Source organism: Brevundimonas sp. FV1ye7S (assembly GCF_058680995.1).
The window spans coordinates 2,605,985-2,627,853 of record NZ_CM178726.1 but is presented as its reverse complement, the minus strand read 5'-3'; the positions used below and the strand labels follow the sequence as shown (position 1 = coordinate 2,627,853).

The following is a 21,869-nucleotide window of genomic DNA, read 5'->3' as shown; positions in this document are numbered from 1 at the left end:
GTGCAACAGGCGTTTGACGCACGCCCCGGCGCCGCTAATGCTCGTGGCATGACACCTCGACAAAGCCAGAACTGGTCGCGTTTCAGCACCTTCCTGCGGACGCCGTCGCTTGTGCGATCCGTCTCGGGTTTGCTGATCCTGGCCTTCGTCCTGCTGCTTACGGTGAATATCTCGACCTTCGTCATGATCCGGCGCACCGCGACGGTGAACGACACGATCGAACATGCACAGCAGATGCGGCGGGCGTCACGCACCGTCCTGATCTCCATGCTGGACGCCGAGACGGCGCAGCGCGGCTTTCTGCTGACCGGACGGAGCGACTTCCTTCAGCCCTTCGAGGCCGCAAGGGCGGAGCGGGAGCCGGCCCTCAGCTTTCTGGAGCAGGGCGTGGTCGGCGACCCTGTCCTGGAGGAGCCGGTGGCGCGCATACGACGCCTGGCGGACGCCAAGCTTCAAGAAATGGAGGGCACGCTGGCCCTGGCGCGCGCGGGTCGCATAGGGCAGGCGATCCAGTCCGTGCGCTCCGGCGAAGGCAAGCGCTACATGGACGAGCTGCGCGTGGCCATCGACGACTTCGACGCCCTCAAGTCCGCCCGCATCGCCGACCGCACCCATGCATCCGAGCGATCCGCCTTCGTCACGGTGTTGATGAACGCCATGACCGGCCTTCTGGTGCTGATTCTGGCCCTGCTGTCGGCCTGGATGGTGCGTCGCTACGTCGGCGAGATCCAGAGGGCGCGCGAGGAACTGGATGCGGTGAACGCCGGCCTGGAGGACACGGTCCGCGACCGCACCGCCGCCCTGACCCGCGCCAACGACGAGATCCAGCGGTTCGCCTATATCGTCAGCCACGATCTGCGCGCGCCCCTGGTCAATGTCATGGGTTACACTTCCGAACTGGAGCAGGCTGGCAAGGTGATCGATGCGGCGATCCGCGAGGCGGAGGCCGAAGGCCCTGTCAGCGCCGACGTCGTCACGGCCGTGCGCGAGGACATGCCGGAGGCCCTGGGCTTCATCCGGGCCTCCACGGAAAAGATGGACCGGCTGATTAACGCCATCCTGAAACTGTCGCGCGAGGGGCGGCGCAATCTGGCGCCGGAGCGGCTGGACATGACCGCCATGGCCCAGAACATCGCCGACAGCGTCCACCATCAGACCGAGGCCTCCGGCGCACGGATCGTCGTCGAAAGCCTGCCGCCGATCGAGAGCGACCGTCTGTCGATGGAACAGATCCTGGGCAATCTGATCGACAACGCCGTCAAATATCTGGACGCCGGCCGGCCGGGCGAGATCGTCGTCTCGGGGGAAGAGGTGCCCGGCGGCTGGATCGTCTATCGGGTCGCCGACAATGGACGCGGCGTCGCGCCCAGGGACCATGAACGAATCTTCGAACTGTTCCGTCGTTCGGGCAAGCAGGACCGCGCCGGGGAGGGACTGGGCCTGGCCTTCGTGCGCAACAGCGTGCGCAGGATCGGCGGGGTCATCGATCTGGAGTCCGAGCTTGGCAAGGGCTCGACTTTCCTTCTGAAATTCCCCAAACGACTGATCCTGTCCGAACCCGGAGGCGTGCTGTGACGCAACCCGTCAAAATCATCATGGTCGAAGACGACCACGGTCATGCCAAACTGATCGAGAAGAATATTCGCCGTGCGAATATCAGCAACGAGATCAAGCATTTCGACGAAGGCGGCGCGGCGCTCGACTATCTGTTCAGTGCGGAAATCCTGGCCAACGGCCCGCTGCTGATCCTGCTGGACCTGAACCTGCCGGATATGTCGGGCACCGACATTCTGGAGAAGGTGAAATCCGACGACCGACTGAAGCGCGCGCCCGTCGTGGTTCTGACGACCACGGACGACAAGGTCGAGATTCAGCGCTGCTACGACCTGGGCTGCAACGTCTACATCACCAAGCCGGTCGATTATGAATCCTTCGCCGGCGCGATCCGCCAACTGGGTCTGTTCCTGTCGGTGATGCAGGCCCCGGAGATCGAGTGACCGCAATCTCCGGCGCCATTCGACTGCTCTATATCGACGATGACCGCGGCCTGTCGCGGCTGGTCGAGAAGGAGTTGAGCCGCCACGGCTTCGCCGTGACCTGCGCGCCCGATGGTGACGCCGGGCTGGCGCTGCTTGCGGCCCATGAATACGACGTCTGCGCCCTGGACCACTATATGCCCAGCCGCGACGGGCTGGACGTTCTGCCGGACATCCTGACCCTGAACGCGCCGCCCCCGGTCGTTTACGTGACCGGCGCCCAGGAGGGCCGGATCGCTGTGGCCGCCCTGCGTGCGGGCGCTGCGGATTATGTCATCAAGGACGTGTCGGAAGACTTCACCTCCCTGTTGCGGTCGGCCCTGGAAGACGCCGTTCTGCGTCGCCGGCTGCAGCGTGAGAACGACATCGCGCAGGAGGAAGTCCGTCTGGCCCGTGACCGTGCCGAGGCCATGTTGCGCGAGGTCAATCACCGGGTCGGCAATTCGCTGCAACTGGTGTCCAGCTTCATGTCCCTGCAGATGCGCCAGATCACCGATGAGGGCGCGCGCGAGGCCTTGCGGGAATGCCAGGCGCGGATCGAGGCCGTGGCCCACGTCCATCGCCGCCTCTACACCTCGGGCGACATGAGCCGGGTGGCCATGGACGAATATCTCGAAGGCCTGATGCACGAACTGTCCAAGTCCGTCGGTCCGGGCGAAGGCTCGCCGCGCCTGGTCGTGGACGCCGCGCCGATGTGGGTGACGACAGATCAGGCCGTGTCCCTGGGCGTCGTCGTCGCCGAACTGGTCACCAACGCCGTGAAATACGCCTATCTGCCGGGGCAGGGCGGCGAGATCCGCATCAAGCTGCAGCCCGAGGGCGAACATCGCGCCATATTGACGGTCGAGGACGACGGCCCGGGCCTGGGCGACGGCGCGCCCAAGGGCACGGGCCTGGGCGGCAAGATCATCTCGGCCATGGCCTCGGGACTGCGTTCGGCCGTCGAGTTCGACGCCGCCCACAAGGGCGTGCGCGCCCGGCTGGCCTTCGACCTCTAGGGTCAGTTTAGTCATGCTTCAGTTCGGCGTTCGCAATCCTGCAATCGACTACCGCCACCGGGCGACGGCGTTCGGCGTCGTCGAACGCGACGGCCTGATCGCCTGCGTGCGGGTCGAGCGGACGACCGGAGCCTATTTCGACCTGCCCGGCGGGGCCGTGGACGGGGACGAGAGCGAGGTTCAGGCCCTGGTGCGAGAATTCGTCGAGGAGACCGGCCTGGACGTCAAGCCGCTGAACCGCATCGCCGAGGCGGGCCAGTATCACCTGAAAAGCAATGGCGAGCCGCTGTGCAACATCGGCGGTTTCTGGACCGGCGTGGTCACGGGCGAAAATCCTGACGCCAAATGCGAGGACGATCACACCCTGGTCTGGCTGGACCCGACCGTCGCCCTGTCGCGCCTGCGGCACGACGCTCACGCCTGGGCGGTGGCGGTCTGGCTGCGTCGCGCAAGCTGAGCCTTACGGAACAAGCCCGACGGCTTTCCCGTTTCTTCTGTGAGTCGCGACGTCATGACGACGTCGCTCGAACAGGAGAATTAGCATGGCCGATCATGACCGTATCGAAGGCTCCGCCAAGAACATGGGCGGCAAGATCAAGGAAGGCGCGGGCAAGCTGACCGGCGATTCCAAGCTGCAGGCCGAAGGCAAGGCCGATCAGGTTGAGGGCAAGGTCCAGAACGCCGTCGGCGGCGTGAAGGACAGCTTGAAAGACGATAAGTAAGCCTTCCCCCGATCCGTAACCGCCCGAACGCCGTCCGCGAAAGCGGGCGGCGTTTCGGTTTGGGCGGACCCTGTTTTCAGTCGTCCTTGCCACCCCAAAGACGTAGCGACAGACCCTTGTTTTTGGCCTCATCGACCGGCCGGCACTCGGAGCTGAACCCGCCTTCGACGGGACGAGGGCGACAGTCCATTTCCTGCGGGGTGGACGACGCGGCGGGCGTCCGCGACTGCGGCCCGCATTGCAACCCATAGGGCGATCCGCGCTCCGTCGCCTGCGTCATCTGGCAATCGCCCGCCATGCCGACGGGTCGCAGCGCATCCGGCAAATCCTCACCCAGGGCCAAGGCGAGTTGTCCACGCACCTCGGCCTGACAGTCCTCCAGCGTCCTGGCGCCGCGCAGTTGGGGGCTGCAGCGCGCGCGCTCATAGCCGAAGGGATCCGCCAGGCCCCATTCCGGCACCGTATGTCGGGGCGCCGCGACCGGCGTCTCCGCAGCGGTCTCGGCGGCGGGCGCCTCCCACACGACCGAGGGGGCGGTCTGTTGCAGCAACAGCAGGGCGAAGGCGGCGGCGATCATCGGTCAGGCCCTTCGTAATGGGGCGCGTTCGCTTCGAACGCGAAATCTACCTTGTCAGGGCGCGCATCGCCTTGTCGAGGCCTTCCAGCGTCAGGGGGAACATCCGCTCGTCCATCACCTCGCGCAGGAGGCCGACCGAGGCGGTGTAGCTCCAGTATCGTTCCTGCACCGGGTTCAGCCAGATCGACTTCTCCCACTGCTGACGGGCGCGTTTCATCCAGACCGCGCCGGCCTCCTCGTTCCAGTGCTCGACCGAGCCGCCCGGCATGGTGATCTCATAGGGCGACATGGTCGCGTCGCCGACAAAGATGGCCCGCCAGTCCCCAGGATACTTGTGCAGCAGGTCCCAGGTCGGGATCCGCTCGGTGTGACGCCGCTGGTTGTCCTTCCAGACGCCCTCGTAGAGGCAGTTGTGGAAGTAGAAGAACTCCAGGTTCTTGAACTCGGTCCGGGCGGCCGAGAACAGCTCCTCCACCAGCTTGATATGGCCGTCCATCGACCCGCCGATGTCGAGGAACAGCAGGACCTTGATCGTATTGCGCCGCTCGGGCCGCATCTGGATGTCCAGCCAGCCCTGGCGCGCCGTGCCGTCGATAGTGCCGTCGATGTCCAGCTCTTCCGCCGCCCCCTCGCGCGCGAACCGGCGCAGGCGACGCAGCGCCACCTTGATGTTGCGCGTGCCCAGTTCGACCGTGTCGTCCAGGTTTCGGAACTCGCGCTTCTCCCACACCTTGACCGCGCGGCCATGCTTGCCCGGCCCGCCGATCCGCACCCCCTCAGGATTATAGCCACCGTGGCCAAAGGGGCTGGTCCCGCCCGTGCCGATCCATTTCGATCCGCCGGAATGGCGTTCCTTCTGCTCCTCCAGCCGCTGTTTCAGCGTCTCCATCAGCTTGTCGAAGCCGCCCAGCGCCTCGATCTGCGCCTTCTCCTCGTCGGTCAGATATTTTTCGGTCAGCAGCCGCAGCCAGTCCTCGGGGATGTCGGTGGTCAGATCCTCGCCCGCGCCGATCGATTCCACGCCCTTGAACACGGTCCCGAACACCTGGTCGAACCGGTCATAGTGTTTCTCGTCCTTGACCAGCACCGCGCGCGACAGGTGATAAAAGGCCTCGATCTCGCGCCCGGCCAGATCGCGATCCATGGCCTCCATCAGATGGAGCCATTCCTTCATCGACACCGGAATCTTGGCGTCGCGCAGGGCGGTGAAGAAGGGGAGGAGCATCAGATGTCGCTCAGGCTGCGAAGCGCCTGGTCCAGTTCGGGCAAGCTTACGCTGGCGATCAGCCATAGAACGTCCGGCTTCAGCGTCTCATAACTGTGCGCCACACGATTCCGCAGATTGACGATGTCGGGCCACGGAATGTCTGGGAGGCGCGTCTTTATGCCGTCGCTCAGGAAGCGTGCGCATTCTCCCGTCCGCAACAGGTTCATGCAGACAGCGTCATAAACCAGCGTCTGACGCATGAAGCCCTCCCGGCCTTCAGATGCGATGTAGAAATTTACACGACCGGCGGCGTCTAGGATTTCCGCGATCAGGTTCGCGTCGGCTTCGTCAGACAAGGATCAGGTCTTTCTCGACCTTCGTTCTGACATAGGGCCGCATGACTTCCCAGGAACAGAACTCGACCGGCGTCTCCAGTCTTTCGGCCAGCAGGCGTTCCGTGGTCAGAAACTCGATGCCCATGGGCCTGGAAGTATCCACCAGCAGGTCCACGTCGCTGTCGGGTCCCGCCTCGTCGCGGGCATAGCTGCCGAACAGGCGCAGGTTCACGATGCCCTGCTCCTCGAGCCAGGGCTTCAGCTCACGCAGCTTTTCCAGCAGTTCGGCGCGGGTCATGCCCGCACCATAGTCTATCCGCGTCGCAAGATGAACTCGTGGTCGCGCCAGGCGCCGACCGGGTATTCGTATTCGCCCGCCTTCTCGAACCCATAGGCGGCGTACAGACGCTGGGCCTTTTCATTTCCGCTCCAGACGCCGATCCAAAGCGGCCCCTGGTTATGGGCCTCCATCCAGTCCAGCGACAGGGTCAGCAGTTTCGTGCCCAGGCCCAGGCCTTGCGCGGCCTTCGACACATAGAGGCGGCGCAACTCCATGTGCTCCGGGTGCGCCTCGGGGTGGGGCAGGCCGTTGGGACCCGCGTTGGCGAAGGCCAGCAGTTCGCCGTCCCGCTCGGCCACCCACCAGGCGGAGCCGGGTTCGGTCAGCTTCTTCAACGTCGGTTCGGGATCGAAACTGGCGTCGAGAAAGGCGTTCAGGTCGTCCTGCGGATAGGGGATGCCGAAGCCGGTGACGAAGGTGTCGATGAAGGTCTGGCGGCCCAAAGCGCCCAAGGCTTCAGCGTCTTCGGGTCGGGCGGCTCGGATCACGGTCTCGGTCATGGCTCGGCTCTACATTGCGCCGCGTCGCGCGTCACCGGCGACAAGGTCCGGCCGACGGCGTATCGTCGTCGGAATGTCCGCGCCGCTCTTCACCCATCCGTCCATGCTGGATCATACGCCCGGCGCCGGCCACCCCGAGAGCCCGGCGCGGCTGAAGGCGGTGTTGGAGGCGCTGGAGGACGCCGGTCTGGCCGGTGACCGCCGCGCGGCGACCCTGGCCGAGGTCGCGGATCTGGAGCGGGTGCATCCGGCCGCCTATGTCGCCGCCTGCTTGAGGCTTCCCCTGCCGAGGGATTGAACCGGCTCGACGCCGACACCGTGCTGTCTCCCGGCAGCGTTCCGGCGGCGCGGCTGGCGGCGGGGGCGGCGATCGACGCGGTCCGGGCCGTGGCGCGCGGCGAGATGAACCGCGCCTTCGCCGCCGTCCGTCCGCCCGGCCACCATGCGGAGCCGGATCGCGCCATGGGCTTCTGCCTGTTCTCCTCCGTGGCGGTCGCGGCGCGGGTCGCCCAGTCCGAGGGCATGGCCCGGGTGGCTGTGGTCGATTTCGACGTTCACCACGGCAACGGCACCCAGGCCGCGTTCGAGCATGACGACAGCCTGTTCCTGGCTTCCATCCACCAGATGCCGCTGTATCCCGGCACGGGCGCGGGGGATGAGGTCGGCGTCGGCAATATCGTCAATGCGCCGGTGGCGCCCCATGCGGCGCGCGAGGCGTGGCGCGCGACCTTCGCCGGCGGCCTGATGCCGGCGCTGGAATCTTTCCGGCCGGACCTGATCCTGATCTCGGCCGGTTTCGACGCCCATCGTCGCGACCCGCTGGCGCACCAGTCGCTGGAAGCGGAGGATTTCGCCTGGGCGACCCGCGCTGTTCTGGAAGTCGCGCGCCGGACCTGCGCAGGCAAGGTTGTGTCCGCGCTCGAGGGCGGTTACGACCTTGAAGGACTAGGCCGCTCCGCGGTCGCACACGTCGCCGCGCTCGGGGAGGAATAGGACGTCTAAAGCCTTGAAACTTAAGGGCCGTCCGATCGCCATGTCATCCCCCGCCCTGTCCCTCGATTCGACCGATCAGCCTGCGCCGCAGGCCGCAGGATCGACTGAGTCCGGCGCTGTAACGGCTCTGCGCCCGGGCGCCATCACCCTGACGCGTCACGGCGAGCCCGCCCTGTCGCGCAAATGCCTGATCACCGCGCGTCAGTACGGCGACTGGTGGGCCAAATACGAGATCGGCGGCCTGCTGGCCGGCCAGACTCCGCCGCCCGAGCTGGTCGCCACGGCCCAGGGCGCCGGCGCCATCTACGCCTCGACCCGCCAGCGCGCCCAGGAGACCGCCGCCGCCGCCGCCGCGGGGCGTGAGGTCATGTCGGACGTCCTGTTCATCGAGGCGCCCCTGCCGCCGCCGCCAATTCCCGACTGGATCAAGCTGTCGCCGAAATGGTGGGGCGTGGTGTCGCGCTTCTGGTGGCACGCCTTCGACCACCACGGCGGCCAGGAAACCCGCGCCGAGGCCGAGGCCCGCGCCGAACAGGCGGCGCGCAAGCTGATCGCCCGCGCCGAAACCGGCCAGGACGTGCTGGTCTTCGCCCACGGCTATTTCAATCACATGGTCGGCGCCCGTCTGAAGGCCGACGGCTGGAAACTGGTGCATAACCAGGGCTTCAAATACTGGTCCCAGCGCCGATACGAGAAGCGATAGCCGCATCCACCGTTGATGCAGGCTTCGACCCCCTCTAGGGTCCGCGCCATGACCGATACCGCCGCCGCCATCCCCGCCGACCTCAGCTTCGAAGACGCCCTGCAGCGCCTGGAGACCATCGTGTCACGCCTGGAATCAGGCCAGGCGCCGTTGGAGGAATCCATCGCCCTGTACGAAGAGGGCGCTCGGCTGAAGGCCCATTGCGAGGCCCGTCTGAAGGCGGCCCAGCTGCGCGTCGAGAAGATCGTCGTCGGACCCGACGGCCAGGCCAAGGGCGTCGAGGCGGCGTCGTTCGAATGACCCCGACCATCGCCTTCGACGACTTCATGAAGGTCGATATTCGCGTCGGCCGGATCGTCAAGGCCGAGCCGTTTCCTGAGGCGCGCAAGCCGGCGTTCAAGCTCCAGATCGATTTCGGTCCCGAGATCGGCGTCAAGAAATCCTCGGCCCAGATCACCCGCCACTACACGCTGGAAGAACTGGAAGGCCGCAAGGTCGCCGCCGTCGTCAACTTTCCGCCGCGCCAGATCGGGCCGGTGAAGTCCGAGGTGCTGACACTCGGCTTTCCCGATGCGGACGGCGAGGTGGTGCTGGTCGGGGTGGACCGCGACCTGCCGCTGGGCGGGCGACTGTTTTGACCCCTATGCTCGCCGCCAATTCGCCCGAACAGGCCGTGATCGACCGGGTGGCCGAGGTCGCCGATCTGGTCACGGTCGCGCTGGACCAGTTGTTGCCGCGCGCCGACGGACCGGAAGCCCGCCTGACCGAGGCCATGCGTTACGCGGCCCTGGGCCCCGGCAAACGGCTGCGCCCCTTCTTCGCGCTTGAGGCCGCGCGCCTGTTCAATATCGACGAACGGTCGGTGCTGCGCGCCGCCTGCGCCCTGGAATGCGTCCACGCCTACAGCCTGGTGCACGACGACCTGCCGTGCATGGACGACGATGACATGCGGCGTGGGCGCCCAACGGTCCATCGCGCCTATGACGAGGCCACGGCGGTCCTGGCCGGCGACGCGCTTCAGACGGCGGCCTTCGACATCATCCTGCACGAGGACACCCACGAAGACGCGGTCGTGCGGTGCGAACTGGCGGCGCGGCTGTCGATGGCCTCGGGCGCGCGGGGCATGGCCGGCGGTCAGATGATCGACCTGCTGGGCGTGCGCGACGATCTGGGCGGCGTCGCCCGGATGCAGCGGCTGAAGACCGGCGCCCTGTTCGCCTACGCCTTCGAGATTCCGCTGATCATCGCCGAGGCCTCGGCCCAGCACCAGCACGCCCTGATCAGCTTCGCCCACGATGTCGGCCTGGCCTATCAGATCGTCGATGATCTTCTGGATGCGGAAGGTTCGGCCGAAGAAATGGGCAAGGCCGCCGGCGGCAAGGACGCCGCCCTGGGCAAGACCAATTTCGTCACCCTGCTGGGGCTCGAGGCGGCGCGACAGAGGGTCGCGCACCTGTCTGACCAGGCCAGGGCTCACCTGGAGCCGTTCGGGCACGAGGCGGAAATCCTCAAGGCGAGCGTGGACTTTGTGCTAAAGCGCCGGTCCTGATACGAAACATTGATCTCCCCCAGGGGTTGATTGATCAGACTTTCAAGGTTTTCCCGGCTGATGCCCGACACCCCGCTTCTCGACACCGTCAAGTTTCCTGCCGACATGCGGGGCTTCGACATCGCCCAGCTGAAACAGCTGGCGCAAGAAGTACGGGCCGAGACCATCGACGCCGTATCGGTCACGGGCGGCCACCTGGGCGCGGGCCTGGGCGTGGTCGAGCTGACTACGGCGCTTCACCATGTGTTCGAGACGCCCAAGGACATCCTGATCTGGGACGTCGGCCACCAGTGCTATCCCCACAAGATCCTGACCGGCCGTCGCGACCGCATCCGCACCCTGCGCCAGCCCGGCGGCCTGTCGGGCTTCACCAAGCGCAGCGAGAGCGAGTACGACCCCTTCGGCGCCGCCCACGCCTCGACCTCGATCAGCGCCGCCCTCGGCTTCGCCGCTGCACGCGACCAGAAGGGCGAGAAGAACAAGGTCGTGGCGGTCATCGGCGACGGCTCCATGTCGGCCGGCATGGCCTATGAGGCGATGAACAACGCCGCCGAGGCGACCAATGGCCAGCTGATGGTCATCCTGAACGACAACGACATGTCCATCGCCCCGCCGGTCGGGGGCATGAGCGCCTATCTGGCCGGTCTGGTGTCCGGCGGCGCCTATCAGAACGTCCGCCGCCTGGGCCGCTCGGTCGCCCAGCACCTGCCGCGCCCGTTCCGCAACGCGGCCAAGAAGGCCGAGGAATACGCCCGCGGCATGGTCACCGGCGGCACCCTGTTCGAGGAGCTGGGCTTCTACTACGTCGGCCCCATCGACGGGCACGACATGGAGAATCTGGTCCCGATCCTGAAGAAGGCGGCGGCTATCGAGGACCGGCCGGTCCTGGTCCATGTCGTCACGCAGAAGGGCAAGGGCTACGCCCCGGCCGAGAGCAGCGCCGACAAGCTCCATGCGGTGGTCAAGTTCGACGTGGTCTCGGGCAAACAGGCCAAGTCCGTGTCGAACGCGCCCAGCTACACCAAGGTGTTCGGGACCGAGCTGATCAAGCACGCCGCCCTGGATCCCTCGATCGTGGCCATCACCGCCGCCATGCCCTCGGGCACGGGGCTTGACCTGTTCGGCCAGGCCTTCCCCGACCGCACCTATGACGTCGGCATCGCCGAACAGCACGCCGTCACCTTCGCCGCCGGCCTGGCCGCTGACGGGATGAAGCCGGTCTGCGCCATCTATTCCACCTTCCTTCAGCGCGGTTATGACCAGGTGGTCCATGACGTGGCCATCCAGTCGCTGCCGGTGCGGTTCGCCATGGACCGGGCCGGTCTGGTGGGCGCAGACGGCGCGACCCACGCCGGCTCGTTCGACATCGGCTTCATGGGCGCCTTGCCCGGCATGGTGCTGATGGCCGCCGCCGATGAGGCCGAACTGGCGGGCATGATCTCGACCAGCCTGGCCATCGACGACCGCCCCAGCGCCTTCCGCTATCCGCGCGGCGACGGCGTCGGGGTCGAGATCCCGGAACTGGCAGCCCCGTTCGAGATCGGCCGGGGCCGGATCGTGCGCGAGGGGACGTCCGTCGCCATCCTGTCCCTGGGCACGCGCTTGCAGGAATCGCTGAAAGCCGCCGATCTGCTGGCCGCCCGGGGCGTGTCGGCGACCGTCGCCGACGCCCGCTTCGCCAAGCCGTTGGACGCCGACCTGATCTTGCGCCTGGCGCGGGAGCACGAGGCCCTGATCACGGTGGAGGAGGGGGCCATGGGCGGCTTCGGCGCCTTCGTGCTGCAACTGCTCGCCGAAAAGGGCGCGCTGGATCGCGGTCTCAAGGTCCGCACCCTGAACCTGCCCGACGTCTTCCAGGACCAGGACGCCCCCGCCGCCATGTATGCTCTGGCCGGGCTCAACGCGGACCATATCGCCGCCGCCGCCTTGCGCGCTCTGGGCGTCGAGACGGCGCGGGCCGCCCGGGCCTGAGACCCGCAGCATGACCGCCGGCGTGTCTCCCCGGCCGGTCGGGTCGGCCTTCCTGATCGGTTACGCCGTCGCCTATATCGGCGCCTTTATCGGCGTGGCGCCCCTGCTTCAGGTGCTCGCGCCCCTCCACGCCGAGATGATCGACGGTCAGGCCAAGGGGCCGTTGCTCAGCCAGGCCCTGTTCTGGGGCTGTATGGCCGCCGGGCTCGGCAATATCGTCGGCGGCGCCCTCAGCGACCGGACCCGGTCGCGGCACGGCCGGCGGCGCCCCTGGATCGTGGTCGGCGCGGTGCTGACCATCGGCAGCTACGCCGCCATCCAGCAGTCCTCGACCCCGCTGGGCCTGGTGCTGGGCCTGGTCGCTTTCCAGCTGACCTTCAATATCCTGCTGGCCCCTCTGATCGCCCTGTTCGCCGACCGTGTGCCCGAGAACCGGCGCAGCGCCATGTCCGCGGTCATGGGCATGGGCTATCCTCTGGCCGCCATGATCGGTTCGGTCGTGATGGCCTGGGGGCCGCAGGGCGAGGTCGCGCGGTTCGCGACCCTGGCCGCCGTTGTCCTGGCGGCGACCGTGCCCTTCGCCCTGCTGTCGCGCGAGGATCCGGCGCCCGCCGACCGGGTGCGGGCGCCCTTGTCAGGGTTTTCTCTGCCCAGCCTGCTGCACCCCTTCGCCGTTCGCGACTTCACCCTGGCCTGGACCTATCGGTTCCTGGTGGTGACCGGCTATTCGCTGGTGGCCTTCTATCTGCTCTTCTACATCGCCGACGCCATCGGCTTTCCGATCCTGTTTCCCGGCCGCTCGGCCGAGGCCGGCCATTCGCTGCTGACCGCCATCGCCGTCGTGGGCGTGGTCGGGGTCAGCACCGTCGTCGCCATGGGCGGCTCGCGGATCACGCGGCGCAAGCCGCTCGCCATCGCCGGCGGGGTGCTGCTGGCCATCGCGGCGGCTGTGCTGGCGACCACCCAGGACTGGACCACCGTGGTCGTCGCCTTCGCCCTCTATGGCGTGGGCCAGGGCTGCTATGGCGCGATCGACATCGCCCTGATGACCGACGTCCTGCCCTCGGTCGAGGACCGGGGCAAGGACCTGGGCCTGATCAATCTGGCCGTGACCCTGCCCCAGGCGATCGCGCCCCTGATCGCCCTGGTCCTGCTGGAGAACCTGGGTCTGGACTTCCGCAGCCTGTTCCTGGCCGCCGCCGCCTGTTTCGGCGGGGCGACCCTGGCGGTGGCCTCGATCAGGCGGGTTCGGTGACGTCTTCCAGCGGACCCAGACCGGTCGCGGTCTGAGCCAACCGATAGCGTTTCACCGTCTTGTTCTGATACGGCTTGGCCAGGATGGTCGAGACGGCGCGCAGTTCGCCCACCGCCTGATCCCGGTCCAGGGTCAGCAGGACATAGCCCTTGGACGCCTGGTCGCAGAACTTGACCTCGGGATTGGCGGCTTCCAGCGCCAGGCCCAGCGGCAGGCCGCCGACCATGTCGCCGGGCGACGGACTGGAGATGGCCGAGGTCCCGAACTCGACCGCGCGACGCTGGCCGCCGTTGTCGTACAGTTCGTTGACCCAGAAGGCGTGGCTGTCGCCGGCTAGGACGATCGGCTCGACGCCCGCCTGTTTCATCGTCTCGTACAGACGCTCGCGACCGGCCGGATAGCCGTCCCAGCTGTCCAGGTTGAACGGCAGGCCCAGCTTGAACAGCTGGATCGCGGCCTCGACCTGGGGCTGGATATCGGCGGGCAGGCTGGCGATCATCTGCGCCACCTGGGCGGGCGGCAGCATCTGTTCGATGTTCGGGCCCTTGACCCGGGCCATGACGACCTGGTTGCCCAGGATCTGCCACGGACGACCAGCGGCCTTGGATTGGCTCATGGCCTCGCCCAGCCAGCGGCGTTGACCCTCGCCCAGCAGGTCGCGCGACGGCTCCTGACGCTGGGCCTCGAAGGCGGCGATGTCCGGGCGGCCGTCGGCGGTCTTGGGGATGTTGGCGAAGTCCATCTGTTCGGCGCGGGCCGTCAGACGGGTTTCGACCATGTGCAGGCTGGCCAGATCGCCGAAGTGGAAGCTGCGGTTGATCGCTTCCTTCATCGCGCCGGCCTTGGCCTCGCGGATCGGCATCCATTCGTAATAGGCGCGCAGGGCCGCCGCCTTGCGCGTGGCGAAGTCGCCTTCGGTCGCCGGCTGATGGTTCTCGGCCCCCATCATCCAGACGTCGTTGGCGACCTCGTGGTCGTCCCAGACGCAGATGAAGGCGGCGCGGGCGTGGGCGGCCTGCAGATCGGGATCGGTCTTGTATTGAGCGTGGCGCGTCCGATAGTCGGCCAGGCTGACGATTTCGTGGGGCGGCAGGGGCGCCCGGTTCAGCGGCGCGCCCGTCGCCATGCCGTAGTCGCCCGGCGCCGCGCCGTATTCGTAGATGTAGTCGCCCAGGTGAACGACCGCGTCCAACCGGTCCAGCTGCGAGATGGCCTCATAGGCGTTGAACAGGCCGCCTGGATAGAGCTGGCAGGACACCACGGCCAGGTTCACCTGCGGCGTCGCGCCCTGGGGCAGGGTGCGGACCCGACCCGCCGGCGAGGTCACGCCATTGGCGATGAAGCGATAGAAATACTCCCGACCCGGCTCCAGGCCGCGACCGTGCAGGTCGTGCTTGACGGTGAAGTCGCGCTCGGCCCGGGCGGTCAGGTCGGTGAAGCGACGCACCATGTCGGTGAAGTCGGCGTCCCTGGCCACTTCAAGAACCACCGCAATCTCCCCGACCGACGGATCGGTCGGGGAGACGCGGGTCCAGAAGACCGCGGAATGCTGATCCGGATCGCCGCTGGCCACCCCGTGAAGGAAGGCGACCTGACCGGCATGGGCGGTCTGGGCGACGGCGGGCGTCGCCGCCCCCGCGCCGATCAGTCCCAGAAGGCTGCGGCGATCCAGATTCATCGTTCGATCCTCAGAGTTTCAGTTTGAACACCAGGCCGTACGCCGCCGGGCGACCGGCGATGAAGGTCGGCATGCCCAGGGCGTCGCCGGTGTTGCCGGCGTCCTTGATGTATTCCTCGTCGAGAATGTTCTCGCCGAAGGCTTCGACGCCCCAGTTGGTCGAGTCCGGGGTGTAGCGGATACGCAGGTTCAACAGACCGTAGGCGTCCTGATATTCGTCCTGGATCAGGTCTGCGACGAAGGCTCCGCTCGCCACAGTTTGCAGGTCGGGGCGGTCGTTGTCGTCCTCGAAGAAGACCTTGGACTGCCAAGTGTAGGTCGGCTGGACCTCGATCTCGCCGCCGGTCACCGGCAGGCGCCAGGTCGCGCCGATCGACGCGGCGTTGTCCGGCGACAGCCGGAACTTGTTGCCGTCGTAGATGCCGTTCTCGAAGCGGGAGTGGTTGTAGGCGTAGGTCGCGAACAGGTCGAAGTTGGACGCCACGGCGAAGTTGGCCTGGCCCTCGAAGCCGTAGGACTTGGCCTCGCCGGCGTTGGTGGTGATGAAGGTCGTGCCTTGCTGGATGGTCGTCTGGAAGTTTTCGTAGTTGTACATGAAGACCGCGCCGTCGATCCGCAGTCGGCTGTCCAACAGGGCTGACTTGGCGCCGACTTCGTAGCTGTCGACGGTTTCGGCATCGACCGAGCTGAAGCGCGGCGCGCCCCCGGGGGCGGACGGACCCGAGGCGCTGATCACTTCCGGACGACGGCCGCGTGCATAGTTGGCGTAGACATTCGTGTCGTCGGTCAGTTCGTAGCGGGCCGTGACCCTCCAGGTGACGCCGTCGTCTTCCGAGTCGTAATACGAGAAGTCTCCGTTGTTGGCGGTCGGCTGCGACGTCAAGCCGAGCAGCGGCAAGCCGGGGCGCGTCGAATAGTTCGGCTGAACCAGGAAGCCGGGCACGCCCGTCGAACTGACGATGAATGAGCTCGGCACCGCGCCCGCCTGGATCGCCAGAAGCGTGCCCAGCGCCGAACGGCCGGAGTCGATGCTGGCTGCATAGCCGGTGGTCTTTTCATCACGGGTATAGCGAACGCCTGCCGACACTTCGAAGCGGTCGGTGAAGGCGTAGGTGGCGTCGGCGAAGACGTCGTAGGAATCCAGCTCGGAGCTGTTGATCGGCGTTTCGATATAGGCCGACTGCAGGTTCGAGGCGATGCCGGCCGCCAGGGTCGGCACCAGCGGCTGAGCAGCAGACGGCAACAGTGAGCCCAACAGCGCGCCCAGCGCGCCCGTCGCCACGGTCGGATAAACCGCCAGCGGCAGGGTGTTGTCACCGACGCCCAGCGGTGAACCGTCCAGCAACCCGGCCAGCTGCGCCAGGACCAGACGCTCGTCGAACTGTGCGGGCGTGCGCTGGTAGCCTTCCTCGTGGAACCAGCCGGCGCCGACGAAGCCCGTCAGGCGACCGCCGTTGTCGAAGCCCAGGCGCAGGTCCTGGCTCCATTGTTCGCCATGGGTCTCTTCCGCCGCCGTCAGGATGGGCAGGGAGACGCCGTCCGCGTCGAAGGTCTCGTAGTTGTCGAACTCGCGATAGGCGGTGGTCGAGTTCAGGGTCCAGGCCGAATTCAGATTGATCCGGGCCAGACCCGTCACGCCCCAGACTTCGCGGCTCAGGCCCAGCGACTTGCCGCCGTCGAAATCGCCGCCCGGCGTCAGGGCCGCGCCCTCCCAGGGTTCCTTGCCGCCCAGGACGACGCCGGTGTTTGGATCGGCCGGTTCGTAGGCGATCGACTTGAACGAGGTGCCCGAGGCGTGGTCGTTCTGATAGTTGCCGATCACGTCGAACCGCATGGCGTCCGACGGCGCCCAGGCGCCCGACAGACGCACGGCCTTGGTCTCGATGGCGTTATAGTCTTCGCCGCCCAGCAGGTTCTCGACCGAACCGCCGCGCGTCTTCAGGCGGGTGGCGAGGCGCAGGCCTCCCGTCTCGCCGACGGGCAGGTTCAGCGCGCCCTCGACCATCCGGTAGTCTTCGTTGCCGGCCTCGATATTGGCGTAGGCTTCGGTCTCACCCGGCTGAGCGCGGTTCTGGACCAGGTTGACGGCGCCGATCAGGGCGCCGCGGCCGTACAGGGTCGATTGCGGACCCTTGGCGATCTCGACGCGCTCCAGGTCGAACAGTTCGACATAGGAGCCGCGCGACTTGGAGATCGACACGCCGTCCTGGAACACCGACACGCGCGGCTCGGCCGTGGCGGCGCCCGAGTCCGAGGTGATGCCGCGCATCACGAAGCCGGGGTTGTTCGGCGACTGGTTCTGCACCAGGAAGCCGGGCACGAAGGCCGACAGCTGTTCGAATTCCTGGATGCCCAGGTCCTCGAGGAACTGGCCGGAATAGGCGGTCAGGGCGAACGGGACCTCAATGGTCTTCTGTGCGCGCAATTGGGCCGTGACGATGATCTCGTCAAGCGTCGCCGGCTCCGCCGACTGGGCCTGGGCCCCGTGCGCCGCCGCCATCACGCCGGTCAGCGCCGCCGCAGCCATAAGCCGCGTCTTGAATTCATTCGCCATCGTTTTTCCCCAAGCTTGGCCTGAACGGCGATCAGTAACCGGCGGTGATGTCGCCGAGGCGACACTGCGAACGCCGATGCATGACGTTGAGGCGGCGGATGAAAGACAATTAAGCCGTGTACGTTTCATTAACCGCCCAGGCCGCGACGACAGCGGCGTCGGGCGTGTAGCCGAGCGGGTTCGGACGACGGATCAGGACTTCGGCGGCGCCGTGGAGCCTCTGGGGGCGAAGCCGAAATCGACCATGCTCTGCCGGGGCAGGTCGGCGTCGCCGGCCGTGGAGCGGATCAGCAGTTCGGCGGCGACGGCGCTCATTTCGGCGATAGGCTGAATGACGGCGGTCATGTCGGCGAACCGGGCCAGGGGCGTGTTGTCGAAGCTGATGACCGACAGGTCGGCAGGGACCGCCAGGCCGTTCCGTCTGGCCGTGCGCAGGGCCGCGTGGGCCATGCGGTCGTTGCTGGCCAGAACGGCGGTGGGCCGCGACGGCAGGGCCAGCAGGGTCTCCATGGCGGCGACGCCGGACTCGTAGGAAAAATCGCCGCGCGCGACCAGCGTCTCGTCCAGGCCGTGCGCCGAGGCCGACATGGCGCGGCGATACCCCTCCAGCCGCGCCCCGCTGACCGCATATTCCTCGCTGCCGGTGATGAAGCCGATGCGGACATGGCCCAGGCCCAGCAGGTGATCGACGGCGAAGGCCGACGCCTTGGCGTCGTCCATCGACACCGCGAATCCGTCCCCTTCTGCGATCGAGGCGATCCGGGCGAAGGGCAGGCCCAGCTGGCTCAGCAGGCCGGTGATGGCCGGGTTCTCAGAGTGGGGCGGGGTCAGGATGACGCCGTCGGGGTGCAGGGCGGCGATGGCCCCGCGCACCGCCGCATCGACGTGGTCCGAATGGGTGTCGACCAGTTCGAAGATCATCCGATAGCCGTGGGCCTCGCACTTCAGCATGCCGCCCATCAGCATCTGGTCGACCCAGTCGGTGCCTTCGCCGGACTTCCAGCCCTCGATGGTCCGGTCCCGGTCGTTCAGCGCCATCAGCAGATAGGACCGCGAGCCGCCCATCCGCCGCGCCGCCAGACTGGGGACATAGCCCAGCTTGGCCACGGCGGCGCGCACCCGCTCCTGCACCACCGGACGTACATTCGGCTCGTTGTTGATGACTCGCGACACGGTCTGCAGCGAAACGCCCGCCTCGGCGGCGACGTGTTTGATGGTGACGGCGCGACGCAAACTCTGATCCCTTATCCCCTGAGCCATTGTGTCAGCCTTGGCCGCGCCAAGGCAAGCACGCCGGTATCAGGCCGGCATGACCAAAGGCGCGGGCGCTTCCACGGGCGGGGCCTGACAGTGGGTGTCGATGAAGGCCTGATGCGTCGGCAGATCGGCGACGAAGGCGTTCAGGATATTGGCGGCGCGGTCCATCTCGTCGGTCAGGCCGTTGAAGTCGATCCGGTCCACCAGCGGCGGATAGGACCGGGGCCGCACGCCCATCCCGTCCATCACCGCATACCAGCTGACATTGCGGAACAGCGGGTCCAGCGCCTCGACCAGGCTGCCGTTGGCGCGGAAGACCTCCAGCTTGTGCTGCAGCCCCTCGGGCAGGACCATGTCGCGGCAGGCGCGCCAGAAGGCCGTGTCGTCGCGTCGCGTCAGGGCGTAGTGCAGGATGATGAAGTCGCGGATCTCCTCGTAATCCACCGTCATCCGCCGATTGTACTCGGCGATCAGATTCGGATCGCAATCCAGGTCCGGCATCAGGCGGAACAGGAAGTCCATGCCGCGATAGATCAGGTGGATGGCCGTCGATTCCAGCGGTTCGATGAAACCGCTGGCCAGGCCCAGCGACAGGACGTTCTTGTGCCAGATCTTCTCGCGCACCCCGGTCTTGAACGGCACCACCATCGGATTGACCACCGGCCGCCCTTCGACCTGCTCCAACAGGCGCGCCGTCGCCTCGTCGTCGGACATGTAGCGGCTGCAGAAGACATGGCCGTTTCCGGTCCGGTGCTGCAGCGGGATGCGCCAACGCCAGCCGCAATCCTGCGCCTGGGCCAATGTATAGGGCTTGGGCGGGCCGACATTCTCGGTCTGGACCGCGATGGCCCGGTCGCACATCAGCCATTCGGACCAGTCCGTGTAGCCGACGCCCAGGGTCTTGCCGATCAGCAGGGCGCGGAAGCCGGTGCAGTCGATGAAGAAGTCCGCCTCGACCGTCTGACCCGACTTCAGCTTCAGGCTGCTGACGAAGCCGTCGGGCCGTGTCGCCACATCCTCGACGATTCCCTCGGTGCGCTTCACCCCCCGCGCCTCGGCGAAGTCGCGCAGATAGCGCGCCACCCGTTTCGCATCGACGTGAACGGCGTAGGAGGCGCCCCCGATCGGGGTGCGCTGGGCCTTGAACGGCAGCATGAACCGCCCCTGGGCCGCCATCCGCGCCGCTGCGGCGAAGTCCATCAGCGGCCGGTCATAGCCGTTCATCCGCGCCTTCAGCCAGACGGGATAGAAGTCGCTGACATCCACGGGCGCCCCGATGGCGCCGAACGGGTGGAAATAGCTCTCGCCCTTCTGCGTCCAGTCCTCGAACTGGATGCCCAGCTTGAAACTGGCCTGGGTCTTCTGGATGAAGTCGCGCTCGTCGATACCCAGCCGCTTCAGCATTTCCAGGAAGGGCGGCACGGTGGATTCGCCGACGCCGATCGTGCCGATGTCGTCGGATTCGACCAGTTCGATCTCCGCCATCCGCCCCTTGAAATGTTCAGCCATAAGGGCGGCGGCGACCCAGCCGGCGGTGCCCCCGCCGACGATGCAGATCTTCTTCAGGGGGCGGCGGGGCTGGTCCATGTCGGGTCTCATGCGGCTGAGGCGGGGGCGGCGGAGGCGGCGGGATCGAGCCCCGCCAGGAAATGGGCGTGGTCGGGGGTGCGGGCGACCAGGTCGGCGATATTGGCGCGCATCTCGGCCAGGCTGCGCGCCAGATAGGCGGGGTCCATGGCGTCCACGGCGGGGTCGTAGCCGTCGGGATACAGGCCGAAGCCGTCATAGATCGCCAGCCAGCTGGCCGGGTGGAACATCTCCCACCGATAGCGGACGAACTGGCCGCGCGCCGTCCACAGGGCGATCTTGCGCTCCAGCGTCTCGGGGATCGCCATCGCGCGGCAGTCGCGCCAGAAGTCCGTGTTGGTGCGCCGGTTCAGCTTGTAGTGCAGGATGATGAAGTCGCGGACCCGCTCCATCTCGCGCGCGGTCTGGTCGTTGAACTCATCCAGGATCGGCTGGGCGAAGCGGCGGTCGGGGAACAGGGCCTTCAGCCGCTCGATCCCGGTCTCGATCAGGGCGATACTGGTGCTTTCCAGCGGCTCCAGGAAGCCGGACGACAGGCCGATGGCGACGCAGTTCCTGGCCCAGGCCTGGGTGCGCCGACCGGGGCGGAACGGAATGCGCCGCGGCTCCGTCAGCGGATCGCCCAGCAGATGAGGCATGAGCTCGGCCAGGGCCTGATCGTCGCTCAGATGGGCGCTGGAAAACACCAGACCGTTGCCGGCGCGGTGGCGCAGCGGAATCCCCCACTGCCATCCGGCCGACCGGGCGGTGACGCGGGTGAAGGGGGCGGGGGCGTCGCCGGGTCGGTTGGCGCTCTGCACCGCATAGGCCGCGTCGCAGGGCAGCCAGCGGCCCCAGTCCTCGAACCCCACGCCCAAAGCTTCGCCGATCGCCAGCCCCTTGAAGCCCGAACAGTCGACGAACAGATCGCCCTCGATCTCGCGCCCATCGTCCAGCGTCAGGGCGCGCACGAACCCGTCCTCGGGCCGCAGTTCCACCGAGCGGATGCGGGCGTCGATCCGGGCGCAGCCCCCGGTCTCGGCATAGGCGCGCAGATGCTGGGCGAACAGGCCGGCGTCCAGATGAAGCGCCCAGTCGAACACCGACAACTGCGACGGCGGATTGGGCGAGGGCAGGGTGAATTTTCCGCCGGCGGCCAGCGACGCCCCCAGCGAATAGGCCGCCAGCGGCGAGCGGTCGCCCGCAGCGCGCTGTTTCAGCCAGTAATGATGAAATCCGATCCCTTTCACGTCCTGACCGTACAGGCCGAAGGGATGGATGAAATCCGAGCCCGACCCGGACCAGTCGATGAAACGGATGCCCAGTTTGCAGGTCGCCTGGGTGGCGCGCATCACGTCGTCGTCGCGCAGACCCAGCTGCGCATAGAACCGGCGGAGGGTGGGAATGGTCGCCTCGCCCACGCCGATGGTGCCGATGTCGGACGACTCGACGACGGTGATCTTCAGCGGGGTAGTGCGGAAATGCTGAACCAGGGCCGCAGCCGTCATCCAGCCGGCGGTGCCGCCGCCGACTATGACGACAGAACGGATGCGAGGATCGTCGATCTCATCCATGGCCGAATACCAATACGCGAAAAAAAGAGGCCGGCGACACGAATGTCGCCGGCC

General features: G+C 67.1%; 23 protein-coding genes. 13 read left to right on the top strand and 10 right to left on the bottom strand.

Features of this window, described 5'->3' with window-relative positions; genetic code table 11:
* Positions 1-48: 48 nt before the first annotated feature.
* From ACW18C_RS12820 to ACW18C_RS12800, 5 genes are all read left to right on the top strand, one after another.
* Complete coding sequence (locus ACW18C_RS12820) at positions 49-1,575, top strand: sensor histidine kinase (protein ID WP_035305615.1); 1,527 nt, start codon at positions 49-51, stop codon at positions 1,573-1,575.
* The gene (locus tag ACW18C_RS12815; protein WP_231492442.1) at positions 1,572-1,997 is read left to right on the top strand and encodes a response regulator; all 426 of its coding nucleotides are present in this window, start codon (positions 1,572-1,574) and stop codon (positions 1,995-1,997) included. Before ACW18C_RS12820 ends, ACW18C_RS12815 begins: the two co-directional genes overlap by 4 nt.
* On the top strand, positions 1,994-3,034 hold the full coding sequence (locus ACW18C_RS12810) for a sensor histidine kinase (protein ID WP_008260327.1): 1,041 nt from the start codon (positions 1,994-1,996) through the stop codon (positions 3,032-3,034). The genes ACW18C_RS12815 and ACW18C_RS12810 overlap by 4 nt, the downstream gene beginning before the upstream one ends.
* Positions 3,035-3,047: 13 nt before the next feature.
* On the top strand, positions 3,048-3,491 hold the full coding sequence (locus ACW18C_RS12805) for an NUDIX domain-containing protein (protein WP_008262403.1): 444 nt from the start codon (positions 3,048-3,050) through the stop codon (positions 3,489-3,491).
* An 85-nt stretch (positions 3,492-3,576) separates the two neighbouring features.
* Positions 3,577-3,756, top strand: coding sequence for a CsbD family protein (locus ACW18C_RS12800; protein ID WP_008260033.1), 180 nt, complete (start codon positions 3,577-3,579; stop codon positions 3,754-3,756).
* 76 nt (positions 3,757-3,832) lie between these two features.
* Here the strand turns inward: ACW18C_RS12800 and ACW18C_RS12795 are convergent, their stop codons facing one another.
* From ACW18C_RS12795 to ACW18C_RS12775, 5 genes are read right to left on the bottom strand one after another with little or no spacing between them, the layout of a single operon-like run.
* Positions 3,833-4,333, bottom strand: a complete 501-nt coding sequence (locus ACW18C_RS12795; RefSeq protein WP_292147760.1) for a hypothetical protein — start codon at positions 4,331-4,333, stop codon at positions 3,833-3,835.
* A 46-nt stretch (positions 4,334-4,379) separates the two neighbouring features.
* Positions 4,380-5,558, bottom strand: a complete 1,179-nt coding sequence (locus tag ACW18C_RS12790; RefSeq protein WP_492071255.1) for a vWA domain-containing protein — start codon at positions 5,556-5,558, stop codon at positions 4,380-4,382.
* The gene (locus tag ACW18C_RS12785) at positions 5,558-5,896 is read right to left on the bottom strand and encodes a HepT-like ribonuclease domain-containing protein (RefSeq protein WP_492071253.1); all 339 of its coding nucleotides are present in this window, start codon (positions 5,894-5,896) and stop codon (positions 5,558-5,560) included. The genes ACW18C_RS12790 and ACW18C_RS12785 overlap by 1 nt, the downstream gene beginning before the upstream one ends.
* The gene (locus ACW18C_RS12780; protein ID WP_154725757.1) at positions 5,889-6,173 is read right to left on the bottom strand and encodes a nucleotidyltransferase family protein; all 285 of its coding nucleotides are present in this window, start codon (positions 6,171-6,173) and stop codon (positions 5,889-5,891) included. The genes ACW18C_RS12785 and ACW18C_RS12780 overlap by 8 nt, the downstream gene beginning before the upstream one ends.
* Before the next feature lie 14 nt (positions 6,174-6,187).
* Positions 6,188-6,715 carry a GNAT family N-acetyltransferase gene (locus ACW18C_RS12775; protein WP_492071250.1) on the bottom strand — a complete coding sequence of 176 codons (528 nt, stop codon included), beginning with the start codon at positions 6,713-6,715 and terminating at the stop codon, positions 6,188-6,190.
* 73 nt (positions 6,716-6,788) lie between these two features.
* Between ACW18C_RS12775 and ACW18C_RS12770 the strand changes: the two genes are divergently transcribed.
* The 8 genes from ACW18C_RS12770 to ACW18C_RS12735 are packed head-to-tail and all read left to right on the top strand — an operon-like array spanning position 6,789 to position 13,186.
* Positions 6,789-7,013, top strand: coding sequence for a hypothetical protein (locus ACW18C_RS12770; RefSeq protein ID WP_492071249.1), 225 nt, complete (start codon positions 6,789-6,791; stop codon positions 7,011-7,013).
* The gene (locus ACW18C_RS12765) at positions 7,010-7,708 is read left to right on the top strand and encodes a histone deacetylase family protein (protein WP_492071247.1); all 699 of its coding nucleotides are present in this window, start codon (positions 7,010-7,012) and stop codon (positions 7,706-7,708) included. The genes ACW18C_RS12770 and ACW18C_RS12765 overlap by 4 nt, the downstream gene beginning before the upstream one ends.
* Before the next feature lie 40 nt (positions 7,709-7,748).
* Positions 7,749-8,411: a histidine phosphatase family protein gene (locus tag ACW18C_RS12760; protein WP_008258932.1), complete on the top strand. Its 663-nt coding sequence runs from the start codon at positions 7,749-7,751 to the stop codon at positions 8,409-8,411.
* Between the two features lie 48 nt (positions 8,412-8,459).
* The gene (locus ACW18C_RS12755; protein WP_035305608.1) at positions 8,460-8,711 is read left to right on the top strand and encodes an exodeoxyribonuclease VII small subunit; all 252 of its coding nucleotides are present in this window, start codon (positions 8,460-8,462) and stop codon (positions 8,709-8,711) included.
* The gene (locus tag ACW18C_RS12750) at positions 8,708-9,049 is read left to right on the top strand and encodes a tRNA-binding protein (RefSeq protein WP_035305605.1); all 342 of its coding nucleotides are present in this window, start codon (positions 8,708-8,710) and stop codon (positions 9,047-9,049) included. Before ACW18C_RS12755 ends, ACW18C_RS12750 begins: the two co-directional genes overlap by 4 nt.
* A gap of 5 nt (positions 9,050-9,054) precedes the next feature.
* On the top strand, positions 9,055-9,960 hold the full coding sequence (locus ACW18C_RS12745; protein ID WP_008261771.1) for a polyprenyl synthetase family protein: 906 nt from the start codon (positions 9,055-9,057) through the stop codon (positions 9,958-9,960).
* 57 nt (positions 9,961-10,017) lie between these two features.
* Positions 10,018-11,931: a 1-deoxy-D-xylulose-5-phosphate synthase gene (dxs, locus tag ACW18C_RS12740; protein ID WP_196066344.1), complete on the top strand. Its 1,914-nt coding sequence runs from the start codon at positions 10,018-10,020 to the stop codon at positions 11,929-11,931.
* 10 nt (positions 11,932-11,941) lie between these two features.
* Positions 11,942-13,186: an MFS transporter gene (locus ACW18C_RS12735; RefSeq protein WP_292147753.1), complete on the top strand. Its 1,245-nt coding sequence runs from the start codon at positions 11,942-11,944 to the stop codon at positions 13,184-13,186.
* On the opposite strand, the gene ACW18C_RS12730 is transcribed toward ACW18C_RS12735, so the two are convergent.
* The 5 genes from ACW18C_RS12730 to ACW18C_RS12710 all read right to left on the bottom strand — a co-directional run bounded on the left by ACW18C_RS12730 (position 13,170) and on the right by ACW18C_RS12710 (position 21,815).
* A complete protein-coding gene (locus ACW18C_RS12730) occupies positions 13,170-14,864 on the bottom strand; it encodes an alkaline phosphatase D family protein (protein WP_492071245.1) in 1,695 nt (564 codons plus the stop codon). The genes ACW18C_RS12735 and ACW18C_RS12730 overlap by 17 nt on opposite strands.
* A 10-nt stretch (positions 14,865-14,874) precedes the next feature.
* The gene (locus ACW18C_RS12725) at positions 14,875-17,418 is read right to left on the bottom strand and encodes a TonB-dependent receptor (protein ID WP_492071243.1); all 2,544 of its coding nucleotides are present in this window, start codon (positions 17,416-17,418) and stop codon (positions 14,875-14,877) included.
* 192 nt (positions 17,419-17,610) lie between these two features.
* The gene (locus tag ACW18C_RS12720) at positions 17,611-18,651 is read right to left on the bottom strand and encodes a LacI family DNA-binding transcriptional regulator (RefSeq protein ID WP_426024895.1); all 1,041 of its coding nucleotides are present in this window, start codon (positions 18,649-18,651) and stop codon (positions 17,611-17,613) included.
* A gap of 66 nt (positions 18,652-18,717) precedes the next feature.
* A complete protein-coding gene (locus ACW18C_RS12715) occupies positions 18,718-20,262 on the bottom strand; it encodes a tryptophan halogenase family protein (protein ID WP_492071241.1) in 1,545 nt (514 codons plus the stop codon).
* 8 nt (positions 20,263-20,270) lie between these two features.
* Positions 20,271-21,815: a tryptophan halogenase family protein gene (locus ACW18C_RS12710; protein WP_492071240.1), complete on the bottom strand. Its 1,545-nt coding sequence runs from the start codon at positions 21,813-21,815 to the stop codon at positions 20,271-20,273.
* Positions 21,816-21,869: the final 54 nt, after the last annotated feature.